This is a genomic window from Yinghuangia sp. ASG 101 (assembly GCF_021165735.1).
GTDB lineage: Bacteria > Actinomycetota > Actinomycetes > Streptomycetales > Streptomycetaceae > Yinghuangia.
The window spans coordinates 5,626,336-5,638,751 of sequence record NZ_CP088911.1 but is presented as its reverse complement, the minus strand read 5'-3'; the positions used below and the strand labels follow the sequence as shown (position 1 = coordinate 5,638,751).

14 protein-coding genes are annotated in these 12,416 nt (G+C 73.1%); 9 read left to right on the top strand and 5 right to left on the bottom strand.

Annotated elements, in window-relative coordinates:
• Complete coding sequence (locus LO772_RS24170; RefSeq protein WP_231774132.1) at positions 1-225, top strand: hypothetical protein; 225 nt, start codon at positions 1-3, stop codon at positions 223-225.
• Positions 226-365: 140 nt separating this feature from the next.
• Here LO772_RS24170 and LO772_RS24165 read toward each other — a convergent pair whose 3' ends face one another.
• Complete coding sequence (locus LO772_RS24165) at positions 366-716, bottom strand: HesB/IscA family protein (protein WP_231774131.1); 351 nt, start codon at positions 714-716, stop codon at positions 366-368.
• Positions 717-974: 258 nt separating this feature from the next.
• On the opposite strand from LO772_RS24165, the gene nadA reads away from it, so the two are divergent.
• Positions 975-2,168 carry a quinolinate synthase NadA gene (nadA, locus tag LO772_RS24160; protein WP_231774130.1) on the top strand — a complete coding sequence of 398 codons (1,194 nt, stop codon included), beginning with the start codon at positions 975-977 and terminating at the stop codon, positions 2,166-2,168.
• 117 nt (positions 2,169-2,285) lie between these two features.
• Here nadA and pspAA read toward each other — a convergent pair whose 3' ends face one another.
• The gene (gene pspAA, locus LO772_RS24155; protein ID WP_231774129.1) at positions 2,286-2,564 is read right to left on the bottom strand and encodes a PspA-associated protein PspAA; all 279 of its coding nucleotides are present in this window, start codon (positions 2,562-2,564) and stop codon (positions 2,286-2,288) included.
• A 2-nt stretch (positions 2,565-2,566) separates the two neighbouring features.
• On the bottom strand, positions 2,567-3,406 hold the full coding sequence (locus LO772_RS24150; RefSeq protein WP_231774128.1) for a PspA/IM30 family protein: 840 nt from the start codon (positions 3,404-3,406) through the stop codon (positions 2,567-2,569).
• A 242-nt stretch (positions 3,407-3,648) separates the two neighbouring features.
• Here LO772_RS24150 and LO772_RS24145 point away from each other — a divergent pair, with 242 nt between their 5' ends.
• From LO772_RS24145 to LO772_RS24135, 3 genes are all read left to right on the top strand, one after another.
• On the top strand, positions 3,649-4,239 hold the full coding sequence (locus LO772_RS24145) for a DUF3043 domain-containing protein (RefSeq protein WP_231774127.1): 591 nt from the start codon (positions 3,649-3,651) through the stop codon (positions 4,237-4,239).
• 356 nt (positions 4,240-4,595) lie between these two features.
• Positions 4,596-5,372 carry a class I SAM-dependent methyltransferase gene (locus LO772_RS24140; protein ID WP_231774126.1) on the top strand — a complete coding sequence of 259 codons (777 nt, stop codon included), beginning with the start codon at positions 4,596-4,598 and terminating at the stop codon, positions 5,370-5,372.
• Positions 5,373-5,394: 22 nt separating this feature from the next.
• Positions 5,395-6,393, top strand: a complete 999-nt coding sequence (locus LO772_RS24135; protein ID WP_231774125.1) for an aldo/keto reductase family protein — start codon at positions 5,395-5,397, stop codon at positions 6,391-6,393.
• Positions 6,394-6,421: 28 nt separating this feature from the next.
• Here LO772_RS24135 and LO772_RS24130 read toward each other — a convergent pair whose 3' ends face one another.
• Positions 6,422-6,625 (bottom strand): hypothetical protein, encoded by a 204-nt coding sequence (locus LO772_RS24130; RefSeq protein WP_231774124.1) that lies wholly within the window; start codon positions 6,623-6,625, stop codon positions 6,422-6,424.
• Between the two features lie 168 nt (positions 6,626-6,793).
• On the opposite strand from LO772_RS24130, the gene LO772_RS24125 reads away from it, so the two are divergent.
• The 4 genes from LO772_RS24125 to LO772_RS24110 all read left to right on the top strand — a co-directional run bounded on the left by LO772_RS24125 (position 6,794) and on the right by LO772_RS24110 (position 11,816).
• Entirely contained in the window at positions 6,794-8,107 is a 1,314-nt protein-coding gene (locus tag LO772_RS24125) for a bifunctional adenosylcobinamide kinase/adenosylcobinamide-phosphate guanylyltransferase (RefSeq protein ID WP_231774123.1), read from the top strand.
• 54 nt (positions 8,108-8,161) lie between these two features.
• Entirely contained in the window at positions 8,162-9,319 is a 1,158-nt protein-coding gene (locus LO772_RS24120; RefSeq protein WP_231774122.1) for a nicotinate-nucleotide--dimethylbenzimidazole phosphoribosyltransferase, read from the top strand.
• A gap of 25 nt (positions 9,320-9,344) precedes the next feature.
• On the top strand, positions 9,345-10,127 hold the full coding sequence (locus tag LO772_RS24115) for an adenosylcobinamide-GDP ribazoletransferase (RefSeq protein WP_231774121.1): 783 nt from the start codon (positions 9,345-9,347) through the stop codon (positions 10,125-10,127).
• Between the two features lie 174 nt (positions 10,128-10,301).
• Positions 10,302-11,816, top strand: a complete 1,515-nt coding sequence (locus LO772_RS24110; protein ID WP_231774120.1) for a leucyl aminopeptidase — start codon at positions 10,302-10,304, stop codon at positions 11,814-11,816.
• A gap of 221 nt (positions 11,817-12,037) precedes the next feature.
• Here LO772_RS24110 and LO772_RS24105 read toward each other — a convergent pair whose 3' ends face one another.
• Positions 12,038-12,343, bottom strand: a complete 306-nt coding sequence (locus tag LO772_RS24105; RefSeq protein ID WP_231774119.1) for a hypothetical protein — start codon at positions 12,341-12,343, stop codon at positions 12,038-12,040.
• Between the last annotated feature and the right edge of the window lie 73 nt (positions 12,344-12,416).

The following is a 12,416-nucleotide window of genomic DNA, read 5'->3' as shown; positions in this document are numbered from 1 at the left end:
ATGTCCGCCAAGCCGTTGTCGGCGCGCTCGTATCTCCCGCCGAAGGGCGAGGCCGAGTCGATGGCCGAGTTGCGCGGCGACTGCGCGCGCATCGACAGGTCGTGGACCGCCTCGCTCGCGGTTCCGCCGCGGGCGGCCGTGCCCTCGTCGTCGACCGCGCCGGCCGTGCACGTCCCGGCGCGCGGCGCCGCGATGGTGGCCGGCCTCGCCGAGTTCGGCGACTGAGCCGCCCGCACCCCGCCCACACGGACGGCGAGGCAGCAAACCCCTGAAGGAGCTGCTGCCTCGCCGTCCGTTTCGCGCGGTCGCACGGTGTCACGTGGTGGCCACGCGACCGGTACGCCCGCCCGGTCGCCCCGGGTGGGTCAGCTGAACGAGTCGCCGCAGGCGCAGGAGCCGGCCGCGTTGGGGTTGTCGATCGTGAAGCCCTGCTTCTCGATCGTGTCGACGAAGTCGATCGTCGCGCCGCCGAGGTACGGGACGCTCATACGGTCGGTGACGACGCGTACGCCGCCGAACTCCTGGACCGCGTCGCCGTCGAGCGAGCGCTCGTCGAAGTACAGCTGGTAGCGCATGCCGGAACAGCCGCCCGGCTGCACCTGAACGCGCAGCGCGAGGTCCTCGCGCCCCTCCTGCTCAAGCAGGGCCTTGACCTTGGCCGCGGCCTCATCCGTGAGGATGACGCCACTGGTCGTGGTCTCGTCCTTGACCGTCATCTGGAAGCTCCCACGTGGTGGTTCGGTGCTGGATACGGCTGTCACCGTCGGCAACGCGAGGTGCCCTGGGTTCTATTCCGGGCCCCGTCCGGTTCATGCCCGATCGGTTCATGGTCGCATACCACCCCGCGCCGCGGGACGCCCCGGGCACTGTGACCCGCGTCGCGTGCAATGTGATGCATGTCGCCTGCGGCACCCCGGCTCTCGTCAATGCGACGACATCGGAGTAGGATAAATAGCGTCAGATAGACGAAAAGGATGTGCGACGTGACCGCGACCAACGATCTGGACCTGCCGCCGGGCGTCGAGGCGACCCCGCTCGCGCTGCTCATGCTGGGCCGCGGCGCCGACCCGTACAGCGAGCGCGGCGTCGAGTGCCCCGGCGACCTGCCGAATCCGGCGGACCCGACGCTCGTCGCGCGCGCCCGGGCGGCCAAGGCGGCGCTCGGTGACTCGGTCTTCATCCTGGGCCACCACTACCAGCGCGACGAGGTCATTCAGTTCGCCGACGTCACCGGCGACTCGTTCAAGCTGGCCCGCGAGGCGGCGGCGCGCCCCGACGCGCCGTACATCGTCTTCTGCGGCGTCCACTTCATGGCGGAAAGCGCCGACATCCTCACCAACGACGCGCAGCAGGTGATCCTCCCCGACCTCGCCGCGGGCTGCTCGATGGCGGACATGGCGACGTACGACCAGGTCGAGGAGTGCTGGGACGTCCTGACCGACGCCGGTGTGGCCGACGCGACCGTGCCCGTGTCGTACATGAACTCGTCGGCCGACATCAAGGCCTTCACCGGCCGGCACGGCGGCACGATATGCACCTCGTCGAACGCCAAGCGCGCCCTGGAATGGGCGTTCGACCAGGGCGAGAAGGTGCTGTTCATGCCGGACCAGCACCTCGGCCGCAACACCGCGGTGCTGGACATGGGCTTCTCGTTGGACGACTGCGTCGTCTACAACCCGCACAAGCCCGGCGGCGGCGTGACGGCCGAGCAGGTGCGCGCGGCCAAGATGATCCTGTGGCGCGGCCACTGCTCCGTGCACGGGCGGTTCGGCCTGGACTCCGTCGACGACGTGCGCGCGCGGATCCCGGGCGTCAACGTCCTGGTGCACCCCGAGTGCAAGCACGAGGTGGTCACCGCGGCCGACTACGTCGGCTCGACGGAATACATCATCAAGGCCCTCGACGCCGCGGAGCCGGGTTCCTCGTGGGCCATCGGCACCGAACTCAACCTGGTGCGGCGCCTCGCCGCGGCCCACCCGGACAAGCAGATCGTCTTCCTCGACAAGACCGTGTGCTTCTGCTCGACGATGAACCGCATCGACCTCCCCCACCTGGTCTGGGCGCTGGAAGCGCTCGTCGACGGCAAGGTCGTCAACCGCATCCGGGTGGACGCGGAGACCGAGAAGTTCGCCAAGCAGGCCCTCGACCAGATGCTCGCGCTGCCGTAGGGCACCCGCGGGGCGGCACAGCAGGGCCAAGGCGGGACGCCCGGGGAAGGGGAACCCCGACGTGCCTCGCCTTGGCCGGCCGAGCCTTTCCGGCCCGGGAACCGGCCGACCCGGGACTCAGCCCGGGATCAGGCCGCCTTCCCGGAACAGGTCGCGGACGTCCTCGACGTTGGCGTCCGCCGCGGGCAGAACCAGCTCGGACGGGACCAGGACGTCGTCCGGGACCGGCGTGCCGATCTCCCGGACGCGGTCCAGGAGCACGACGAGCGCCAGGCGGAACGCCGGCTCGTCGTCGGCCTCGACCGCGGCCTCGACCTCGTCGTCCAGCGGCGACAACGCGGCGAGCCGGTCGTCCGCGACGTCCAGCTGTCCTTCGCCCATGATGCGGACGATCATGGCTACTCCCCTTGTTTCTCGAAACGGGGCTGGTACTCCGCGTCGTTCTGCTCCCGGAACGCCGCGCCGGGCGCGGACTGGCCCGGGCCGAGCGCCTGTTGCCGGCTCTGTTCGAGCGCCTGCTGCGCCGGGGTCGGAGCCTGGCCCAGCTCCTGCTTCATCCGCATGATCTCCAGCTCGACGTCCGAGCCGCTGGACAGACGCTCCAACTCCGCGGTGATGTCGTCCTTCGCCATGCCCGTCGGATCGTCGAGCGCGCCGGACGCCAGGAGTTCGTCGATCGCCCCGGCCCGCGCCTGCATCTGGGCGGTCTTGTCCTCCGCCCGCTGCATCGCGAGGCCGACGTCCGCCATCTCCTCCGAGATGCCCGCGATCGCGCCGCCGATGTTGGCCTGCGCCTCCGACGCGGTGTACGTCGCCTTGATGGTCTCCTTGCGGATCCGGAACGCGTCGACGCGCGCCTGGAGCCGCTGCGAGGCCAGCGTCAGCTTCTCCTCCTCCGACTGCAGCTGCTCGTACTGCAGTTGCATGTCGCCGATCTGCTGCATGATGCCGCTGCGCCGCGTCAGCGCCTCGCGGGCCAGATCCTCGCGGCCGAGGGAAAGGGCCTTGCGGCCTTGGTCCTCGTGCTTGGCGGCCTGCTGTTCGAGCTGGCGCAGCTGGAGTTCCAGGCGCTTGCGGGACGTCGCGACGTCCGCGACCCCGCGGCGCACCTTCTGCAGCAGTTCCAGCTGCTTCTGGTACGAGTAATCCAGCATCTCGCGCGGATCTTCACGCTTGTCCAGCGCTTTGTTCGCCTTGGCGCGGAAGATCATCGCCATCCGCTTCATGATGCCGGTCATGCCCGCACCTCGCTACGGTCGGCGCCGCATTCGCGAAACGCATCCGGGTTGTCGATTCGTTCGCATCGCGTGCTCATGAGCCTCGCGCGCCCCCTTCGTAGGCAAGCTTGTGGCCTGTACCAGCCTAAATGGCGAACGGACCGTCCGGCAGGAGGGCAGTCCATCAGGGACCTCACCCGCCCCACCGCCCACTCCCGCCGGGGCCGCTCCACGCACCCGGGGCGAACACGTACGCTGGAGACGTGTTCAGACGTCGTTCGCAGGCAGAGTCCGCGACCCCCGAGACGGTCGCCGTCGAGCCCGAGGTCCGTGACCCCGAGGCCCCGAAGGGCCGCCCCACGCCCAAGCGCAGCGAGGCCCAGGCCAACCGCAAGACGCGCGTGACACCGCCCAAGGACCGCAGGGAAGCCACGCGGATCGCCCGGCAGCGGGCCCGCGAAGACCGCGAGGCGCAGCGGACCGCGCTGGTCACGGGCGACGAACGAGCCCTCCCGGCCCGTGACAAGGGCCCGATGCGCCGCTTCTGCCGCGACTTCGTGGACTCGCGCGTCAGCGTCGCGGAGTTCTTCCTGCCGTCCGCGGTGCTGATCCTCATCATGAGCATCATGCCGAGCACGTCGATCAAGAACCTCTCGCTGCTCGCCTGGCTCGCGATCATCGTCCTGATCATCCTGGACTCGATCCGGCTGAACCTCACCCTCAAGAAGCAGCTGCGGCAGCGCTTCCCGGACGAAAACCTCAAGGGCTGCACCGCGTACACGCTCATGCGCTCCCTGCAAGTGCGCCGCCTGAGGCTGCCGAAGCCGCAGGTCAAGCGCGGCGAAAAGCCGTAGTGCGGCGCGCCCGTCCGCATGCCGGGCGGGCGACCGCGGTGTTCCGCACCGGACTTCGGAGCCCGACCGCACCCTCTCCGAACCATCCGAGCCATGCAGAAGCCACACCCGCACGTCCCGCAAACCCCGCGCCCGGTCGTGGACCGGCCCTCCGAAGGGCCTCGCGCCGCGGGGCTTTTCGCTGTGCCGGGAACCGCGGGCGGCGCGGCGCCGGGGCCCCGTGGCTCACGCTCCGCAGTCCCGCGAACACGCACCGGCAGACCGGGGGTTCGCCGATCCCCGCGCACCGACGCCCCGCGCTGCCGCACCACAACCCGATTTCTCCCGGTGCTCGCCGGGATTCCCTCGGAGGTACGATGACGTCCGCCCTGCATGAGGCGACCACTTGGCCCGCGGATCTGCACACCAGTGTGCAGCGCGAGATCGCGTCCCGGCAGCTCGCCGAGCACCTGACGCGGCTGCGGCAGCGCGGGCCGCTGAAGGTGCTCGACGTCGGCTGCGGCCCGTCCACCCCGTCGCTGCTGCTGGCCCGGGCCGGCCACCTGGTCACCGCGGTGAGCACCGACACCCTCCAACTGACCGCGATGCACGACGAGATCGCCGACGAACCGGAGGAGATCCGCTCGCGCCTGCGGCTGGTGGAGGGCGACGGCAGCGAGGCCGGGCGGCACTTCGCTCCGGGCAGCTTCGATCTCGCGCTGTGCCACGGCGTCCTGGACGCCGCCTCCGAACCGGACGGCATGCTCGCCGCGCTCGCACGCATCCTCAACCCCGGCGGCCTCTTGTCCGTGACCGCGAACAACGGCGCCGCGGCGGCGCTGGCCCCGGGGGTCGCGGGCGAGTGGACGGCGACGCGCAAGGCACTCGCCGCCCGGTCGGTCGGAGCCGGCGACGCGGTGCGCGCCGACTCCCCCGACAGCCTCGCGACGATGCTCGCCGACCTCGGGGCACCGGTCCTCGCGTGGTACGGCGTCGGTGTCTTCAGCGCGCTGCGCGGCGACGAACCGGCGCCCCGGCGCGGCAGCAAGACGTGGCAGAACCTCATCGCCGTGGAGGAGGAGGCGGGCCGGGTCGACCCGTACCGGGGTATCGCCTCCATGCTGCACCTGGTGGGCGAGAAGACCGTCCGCTGACGCCCGGATTAGGGTGGGGCGCATGGAGTTCCGACACCTGGGCCGCAGCGGTCTTGTCATCAGTGAGATCGCGTACGGCAACTGGATCACGCACGGTTCACAGGTCGAGGAGGACGCCGCACTCGCGTGTGTGCGCGCCGCTCTCGACGCCGGGATCACCACCTTCGACACCGCCGACGTCTACGCCGAGACGCGCGCGGAGGCCGTCCTCGGACGTGCCCTCAAGGGCGAACGCCGGGCGGGCCTGGAGATCTGCACCAAGGTCTTCTGGCCCACCGGACCGGGGCGCAACGACCGCAGTCTGTCGCGCAAACACATCATGGAGTCGATCGACGGGTCGCTGACGCGGCTCGGCACCGACTACGTGGACCTCTACCAGGCCCACCGCTACGACGAGTCGACGCCGCTGGAGGAGACGATGCTGGCGTTCGCCGACGTCGTCCGGTCCGGCAAGGCGCTCTACATCGGTGTCTCGGAGTGGAACGCCGAGCAGATCCGCGCGGGCGCCGAACTGGCCCGCGAACTGCGGGTGCCGTTCATCTCGAACCAGCCGCAGTACTCGATGCTGTGGCGCGTCATCGAGTCCGAAATCGTCCCGGCGAGCGAGGAGTTGGGCCTCGGGCAGATCGTGTGGTCGCCCATCGCCCAAGGGGTGCTGACCGGCAAGTACCAGCCGGGGCAGGCGCCGCCCGCGGGGTCGCGGGCCACCGACACCAAGGGCGGCCAGACCTTCATCTCCCGCCACATGGACGACGAACTGCTCACCGCCGTCCAGCGGTTGCGTCCGCTCGCCGACGAGGCCGGGCTGACGATGGCGCAGCTCGCGGTGGCGTGGGTCCTCCAGAACCCGAATGTCGCGGCGGCGATCATCGGGGCGTCGCGCCCCGATCAGGTCGCGGAGAACGTCAAGGCCGCGGGCGTGAAGCTGGAGGACGAGCTGCTGACGAAGATCGACGTGATCCTCGACGCGTTCGTGGAGCGTGATCCGGCGAGGACGCAGTCCCCGGCCGGGCGCCCCTGACGCCGTCGGTGTGCGGACGGGACGGCGGCTACTCGACGGCGCGCAGGCTCATCGCGGCGTAGACGACGTCGTCGCCCTCCAGCAGCGTCACCTGCTCGACCCCGGCGTCGAGGAGCCCGCGCCAGTTCTCGCCGAGCCAGGTCTCGGCGTCCGACTGGTTCGAGAACTCCTCGGTCTTCGGGCCGGGGACGGGCGCGCCGTCCGCGTTCTCGTACCGCCACTGCCACATCATCGCGGGCTCCTTCGTCGGGTTCCGCCGGACCGCATCGCTGCCCGGTCCTCGTCGGACCTTCGCTCACTTTCGGCTCTTGAACGGTCCGCACAGTAACCGACCGGGGACCACCGGACATTCTGTCGACAATGCACACCGCCGTACCAGTTCGGGAGTAGCGCCGCACCTATGGAGTTGACGTTCCTCGGCACGGCCGGCCCGCGCGGCTGGCCCCAGCCGTTCTGCACCTGCGCGTCCTGCCTGGGCTGCACCGGATCGGCGGTGCGGGAACCCAGTTGCGTGCTGGTCGACGGCACGCTGCTGATCGACTGCGGGCCCGAGCCCGCGCACGCCGCCGCTCGGGCGTCGCGGCCGTTGACGGGCGTGCGCCATCTGCTGCTCACCGGTCCGGCCGAGGCCGCTCCGCTGGCCTGGCTGCCGGCCGCCGGGCTCGAGCTGGTCGCCGCGCCGTCCGGGCCGCCGCCGGGCCTCCCGGCCCCGACCGCGGGCGGGCCGCCGTGGGAAACGGTCGAGCCGGGCGCGGAGTTCACCCTCGGCGCGCACCACGTGCGGGTCCTGCCGGGCGGCTCGCCGGGCCGCGTCGCGTACGCGGTGACCGGTCCCGGCGGCTCGCGGCTCCTGTACATACCGTCGTCGCGGCTCGCCCCCGAGGCCGACACCGCGCGGGCGTGGTCGGACGGACGGCCGTACGACGCGGTCCTGTTGGACGTGGTGGCCTGGCCCGAGCGCCTGGCCGCGCTGCGCAGCGCGGGCGCGGTGACCGAGGACACCGACGTGCTCGCCGTCCACCTTTCGCACGAGGCGCCGCCCGGCGAGGAGTTGGCGCGGCGCCTGGCCGCGTGGGGCGCGCGGGCGGTCGCGGACGGCGGCGTCGTCCGCCTCGGCACCGAGCCGGAGGCGCAGCCCGTGCGCCCGCACCGGACGCTGGTGCTGGGCGGGGCTCGCTCCGGCAAGTCGGTGGAGGCGGAGCGCCGCCTGGCCGCGTCGCCGGACGTCATGTATGTCGCGACCGGCGGCACCCGCGACGGCGACCCGGAGTGGGCCGAGCGCGTGGCGGCGCACCGCGACCGCCGCCCGGCGACGTGGCGTACCGCGGAGACCACCGACCTGGCGTCGTTGGTGGCGGACGCGACCGTGCCGCTGCTGGTCGACTGCCTCTCGCTGTGGCTGACCGCGGTGATGGACGAGTGCGGGGCGTGGGACGACGCCGCGTGGCGGGAGGGCGCCCGCGACGCCGTGCGCGAGCGGGTCGACGAACTCGCCGCCGCGTGGCGCGCGTGCCGCGTGCCGTTGGTCGCGGTGAGCAACGAGGTCGGCAGCGGCGTCGTCCCGGCGACGGCCTCGGGCCGCCGCTACCGCGACGAACTCGGCCGCCTGAACGCCGCCGTCGCGGAGGAGTCCGACGAAGTCCTGCTGGTCGTCGCCGGGCAGGCCCTCACGCTGCGCGGGCTGCCGCGGAAGCCGCGGCACGCGCGGAGCTGAGGCGGCCGACGGCGGCGCACGGGGCCGAGCCGGCACGCATTACGCTGACCCGCGATGGCTATCGATCTCGACTCCCTCTCCGGCCTCGTCGAACGCCCCGACGACGACGCACGGGCCCGTCTGCGGGCGCGGCTGGCACTCCAGCCCGGGGCCTCCGGCGCGTTCGGGCGGCTGGAGGACGTCGCCGTGTGGCTCGCGGGCGTCCAGGGCGGCGCCGCGGTGCGCCCGGTCGACGCCCCGCGCGTCGTGCTGTTCGCGGGCGACCACGGCATCGCGGCGAGAAACGTGTCGGCCCTGCCCGCCGGGCACACCGCGCGGGCCGTGCGCGAGGCCGCGGCCGGCGGTGGCACCGCCGGGCTGCTGGCCGGGCCCGCCGGGGCCGCCGTCCGCGTGGTCGACATCGCCGTGGACACCGACCCGGAGCCGCTGCCCGCCGCCGTCACCCGGCACAAGGTGCGGCGGTCCAGCGGCGCGATCGACCGCCACGACGCCCTGACGGCCGCGGAGGCCGACGACGCGTTCCGGGCCGGTATGGACGTCGCCGACGCGGAGATCGACGGCGGCGCCGACTTCCTTGTCCTCGGCGACCTCGGCGTCGGCAACACGACCGTCGCGGCGGTCCTGATCGGCGCGCTGACCGGCATGGACGCGGCGGCGGCGATCGGCCGCGGCTCGGGTATCGACGACGCGGCCTGGATCCGCAAGTGCGCGGCGATCCGCGACGCGCTCCGGCGGGCCCGGCCGGTGCTCGGCGATCCGCTGCGGCTGCTCGCGGTGTCCGGCGGCGCGGATTTCGCCGCGATGAGCGGGTTCCTGCTGCGCGCGGCGATCCGCCGTACGCCCGTGCTGCTCGACGGTGTCTCCTCCGCGGCCGCCGCGCTGGTGGTGCAGCGGATCTCGTACCGCAGCCCCGACTGGTTCCTCGCCGCCCAGCTGACGCCCGAGCCCAGCCACGCCAAGGCGCTCGACCGCATGGCCCTGGAGCCGCTGCTCGACTACAGGCTGCGGTACGGCGAGGCCACCGGCGCGCTGCTGGCCCTGCCGCTCGTGCGGGCGGCGGCGTCCCTGGCCGCCGGACTTCCGGACGCCGCCGACGCCGGCACCGGGACCGGCGACACCGTGCGCGACGACGACGAGGCCCCCGCGCCCGTCATGTCGCTCACCAAGAACGCGCCCGCGGACGCCCCCGACGGCGCCGCCGACCCGGATTGACGACCGCGCACGTGACCCCGCCCCGGTGAGCGGCACCTCCAGGTCCGACGGACTGCGCCTCGCGTTCGGCACGCTGTCCGTGCTGCCGGTGCGCGTTCCACACGTGGACCGTTCCGCCGCGGCCCGGGCGATGGCCGCGGCGCCGCTGGTGGGCGTGGTTCTCGGCGGGCTCGCGGCGGGCGTGCTGGCCGCGGCGACGTACGCCGGGACGGGCCCGCTGCTCGCCGCCGTCCTCGCGCTCGGCGCCCTGGCGCTGCTGACGCGCGGGCTGCACCTCGACGGGCTGGCCGACGTCGCCGACGGCCTCGGCTCGGGGCGGCCCGCCGCCGACGCGCTGCGCGTCATGAAGGCGTCCGACATCGGGCCCTTCGGGGTGCTCACCCTCGTGTTCACGCTGCTCGCGCAGACCGCGGCACTCGCGCGGATCGGGGCGCGGCACGACACCGCCGAGGCGGTGGCCGCGCTGGTGATCGCGGTCGTGTGCGGGCGCGTGGCGATCGGGCTGGGCTGCCTGCGAGGGGTACCGAGCGCGCGTCCCGGGGGTCTGGGGGCGATGGTGGCCGGGACCCTGCGCCCGGCCGCGGTCGGGCTGCTCGTCGTCCTGCTCGCCGCATCGGCCGCCGGCCTGGGTGCCGCGACGGAACTCGGCGTGCCCCGCGCGCTGTTCGCCGTCGTCCTCGCGCTGCTCGCGGCAACCGCCCTGCTGTGGCACGTGGTTCGCCGCATCGGTGGAATCACCGGCGACGTGCTGGGCGCGGCGGTCGAGACCGCGACGGCCGTCGCGCTGGTGGTCCTGTCCACGGGCTGAGACACGTCCCGCGGGGACGTGTAATGCTGTGGGGAAACGCCGGGACCCGGCGGCTCCCCCGGCCCCCCTGGGGGAAGTCCGCGACACGACACGGGATTCGACGCGCGGTGCGCCGACGGCCCCGGCAGAGCCGACGGATCGGCGAGAAAGCCACAACAGGAGAACAGGACACTCGTGACCACACTGAGCCTGAGTACCAGCTCGGCGGCATCGCTGCGCGCCGACGCCATCGTCATCGGTCTTGTCAAAGGCACTGACGGCCCTGTGGTCGCCGCGGGCGGCGAAACGGTCGAGACCGCGTTCGACGGCGCGCTGGCCTCGGTCCTCGAAGCCCTGGGCGCCACCGGCGCGGAGGGCGAGATCACCCGCGTCCCGACGGCCGTGGGCAGCGGGGCGCTGAAGGCCCCCGTCGTCGTCGCGGTCGGTGTCGGAGCAGTCGCGGAGGACGGCTTCGACGCCGAACAACTGCGCAAATTCGGCGGCAACACGGCGCGTGCCGCCACCGGGCTGAACAAGGTGGGCGTCGCGCTCGCGCTCGACGACCCCGCGTCCGTCGAGGCGGTCGCGCTGGGCACCGCGCTCGGCTCGTACACCTTCGACGCGTACCGCGAGACCTCCCGCGAAGGCCGCAAGCCCGCCGTCAAGGAGGTCGTGCTGCTCGGGGCCAAGGCCCGCGACAAGGCCGCGAAGGCGGCGCTGGAGCGCGCGCTGGTCGTCGCCGAGAGCGTCAACCGGGCCCGCGACCTGGTCAACACCCCGCCCAACGACCTCAACCCGAAGTCGTTCGCCGCGATCGCGGTCGACCTCGGGAAGAACTTCGGCTTCAAGGTCGACGTGCTCGACGAAAAGGCGCTCGCCAAGGGCGCGTTCGGCGGCATCCTCGGGGTCGGCCAGGGCTCGCAGCACCCGCCGCGCCTGGTGCGGCTCGGCTACACGCACCCCGACGCCGAGCGCAGCATCGCGCTGGTGGGCAAGGGCATCACGTACGACTCCGGGGGCCTGTCCCTCAAGCCGCCGGGGTCCAACGAGACCATGAAGATGGACATGGCCGGGGCCGCGGCGGTGCTCGGCGCGGTCGCCGCGATCGCGCGGCTCGACCTCGCGGTCAACGTGACCGGATGGCTGGCGCTGGCGGAGAACATGCCGTCCGGGACGGCGACCCGGCCCGGCGACGTGCTGCGCATGTACGGCGGTCGCACGGTCGAGGTGCTGAACACCGACGCCGAGGGGCGCCTCGTCCTCGCCGACGCGATCACCCGGGCGTGCGAGGAGGAGCCCGAGAAGCTGGTCGACGTCGCGACGCTGACCGGCGCGATGATGGTCGCGCTCGGCAACAAGACGTACGGCATCGTCGCCAACGACGACGCCTTCCGCGCCGCGGTGCACGACGCGGCCGAGCGCACCGGCGAGCCCTCGTGGCCGCTGCCGACGCCCGCCGAGCTGCGGCGGTCGCTCGACTCGACGGTCGCCGACCTGAAGAACATCGGCGAGCGCATGGGCGGCGGCCTGTCGGCCGGGATCTTCCTGCGCGAGTTCGTGGCCGAGGGTGTGTCGTGGGCGCACCTCGACATCGCCGGCCCGGCGTTCAACGAGGGCGAGGTGTCCGGCTACACGCCGAAGGGCGGCACCGGGGTCGCGGTACGCACGCTGGTGCAGCTCGCGGCCGACGTCGCCGACGGGACGATCTGAGATCAGGGGTGTGCGGGCCGAGGCTCCGGGGCCGCGGCCCGCACACCATCGCGTGGGGCGCCCGGCGGGCCGGGTCGGTGCCCGGACCGACCGCCCGCGGAGCGGACCCCTTGCGGGCCACCTCTCCGGCGCGGGACGACGCGCGCCCACGCCCCGGTGCCGCCGGGCTCAGCGCGTACCGCTCCCGTCGACCGGGCCGTGCCCGGCTGGTCGCGCGCGGATCATCCCGTGCCGCGGTTCTTCTGGGTCCATTCGCGCATGCGCTGCGGGTAGCCGACTATGCCGGCCTCGTACAGCGGTATGCCGAGCTTGCGGGCGAGCGCGCGCCCGGCGCCGGGGTCCGCGACCCGGCGCCGCGTCCACTCCCCCGTGTCGGCGACGAGCACGATGGTCGTGCCGCTCACCGTCGTGGTCGGTTCGAGGTACGCCTCGACGCCCCGGCGGCTGCGCGCGAACTCCTTGAGGTGTTCGACTGCCGCGCCCGCCTCGTCACGCTGCGCGCGCGACCCCCGTCGGAACAGTCCCACGTCCGCTTCCTCCCTCGGTCGATCCCCACCGCGACCGCTGCCGAGGCGGCGTTCCGCGTGGCTGAACAGCTTG

Bases quoted from the DNA above. Each gene is read 5' to 3' on its own strand.
- LO772_RS24170 (WP_231774132.1), top strand. From the start codon at position 1: ATGTCCGCCAAGCCGTTGTCGGCGCGCTCGTATCTCCCGCCGAAGGGC.
- LO772_RS24165 (WP_231774131.1), bottom strand. From the start codon at position 716: ATGACGGTCAAGGACGAGACCACGACCAGTGGCGTCATCCTCACGGAT.
- nadA (WP_231774130.1), top strand. From the start codon at position 975: ATGTGCGACGTGACCGCGACCAACGATCTGGACCTGCCGCCGGGCGTC.
- pspAA (WP_231774129.1), bottom strand. From the start codon at position 2,564: ATGATCGTCCGCATCATGGGCGAAGGACAGCTGGACGTCGCGGACGAC.
- LO772_RS24150 (WP_231774128.1), bottom strand. From the start codon at position 3,406: ATGACCGGCATCATGAAGCGGATGGCGATGATCTTCCGCGCCAAGGCG.
- LO772_RS24140 (WP_231774126.1), top strand. From the start codon at position 4,596: ATGACGTCCGCCCTGCATGAGGCGACCACTTGGCCCGCGGATCTGCAC.
- LO772_RS24135 (WP_231774125.1), top strand. From the start codon at position 5,395: ATGGAGTTCCGACACCTGGGCCGCAGCGGTCTTGTCATCAGTGAGATC.
- LO772_RS24130 (WP_231774124.1), bottom strand. From the start codon at position 6,625: ATGATGTGGCAGTGGCGGTACGAGAACGCGGACGGCGCGCCCGTCCCC.
- LO772_RS24125 (WP_231774123.1), top strand. From the start codon at position 6,794: ATGGAGTTGACGTTCCTCGGCACGGCCGGCCCGCGCGGCTGGCCCCAG.
- LO772_RS24120 (WP_231774122.1), top strand. From the start codon at position 8,162: ATGGCTATCGATCTCGACTCCCTCTCCGGCCTCGTCGAACGCCCCGAC.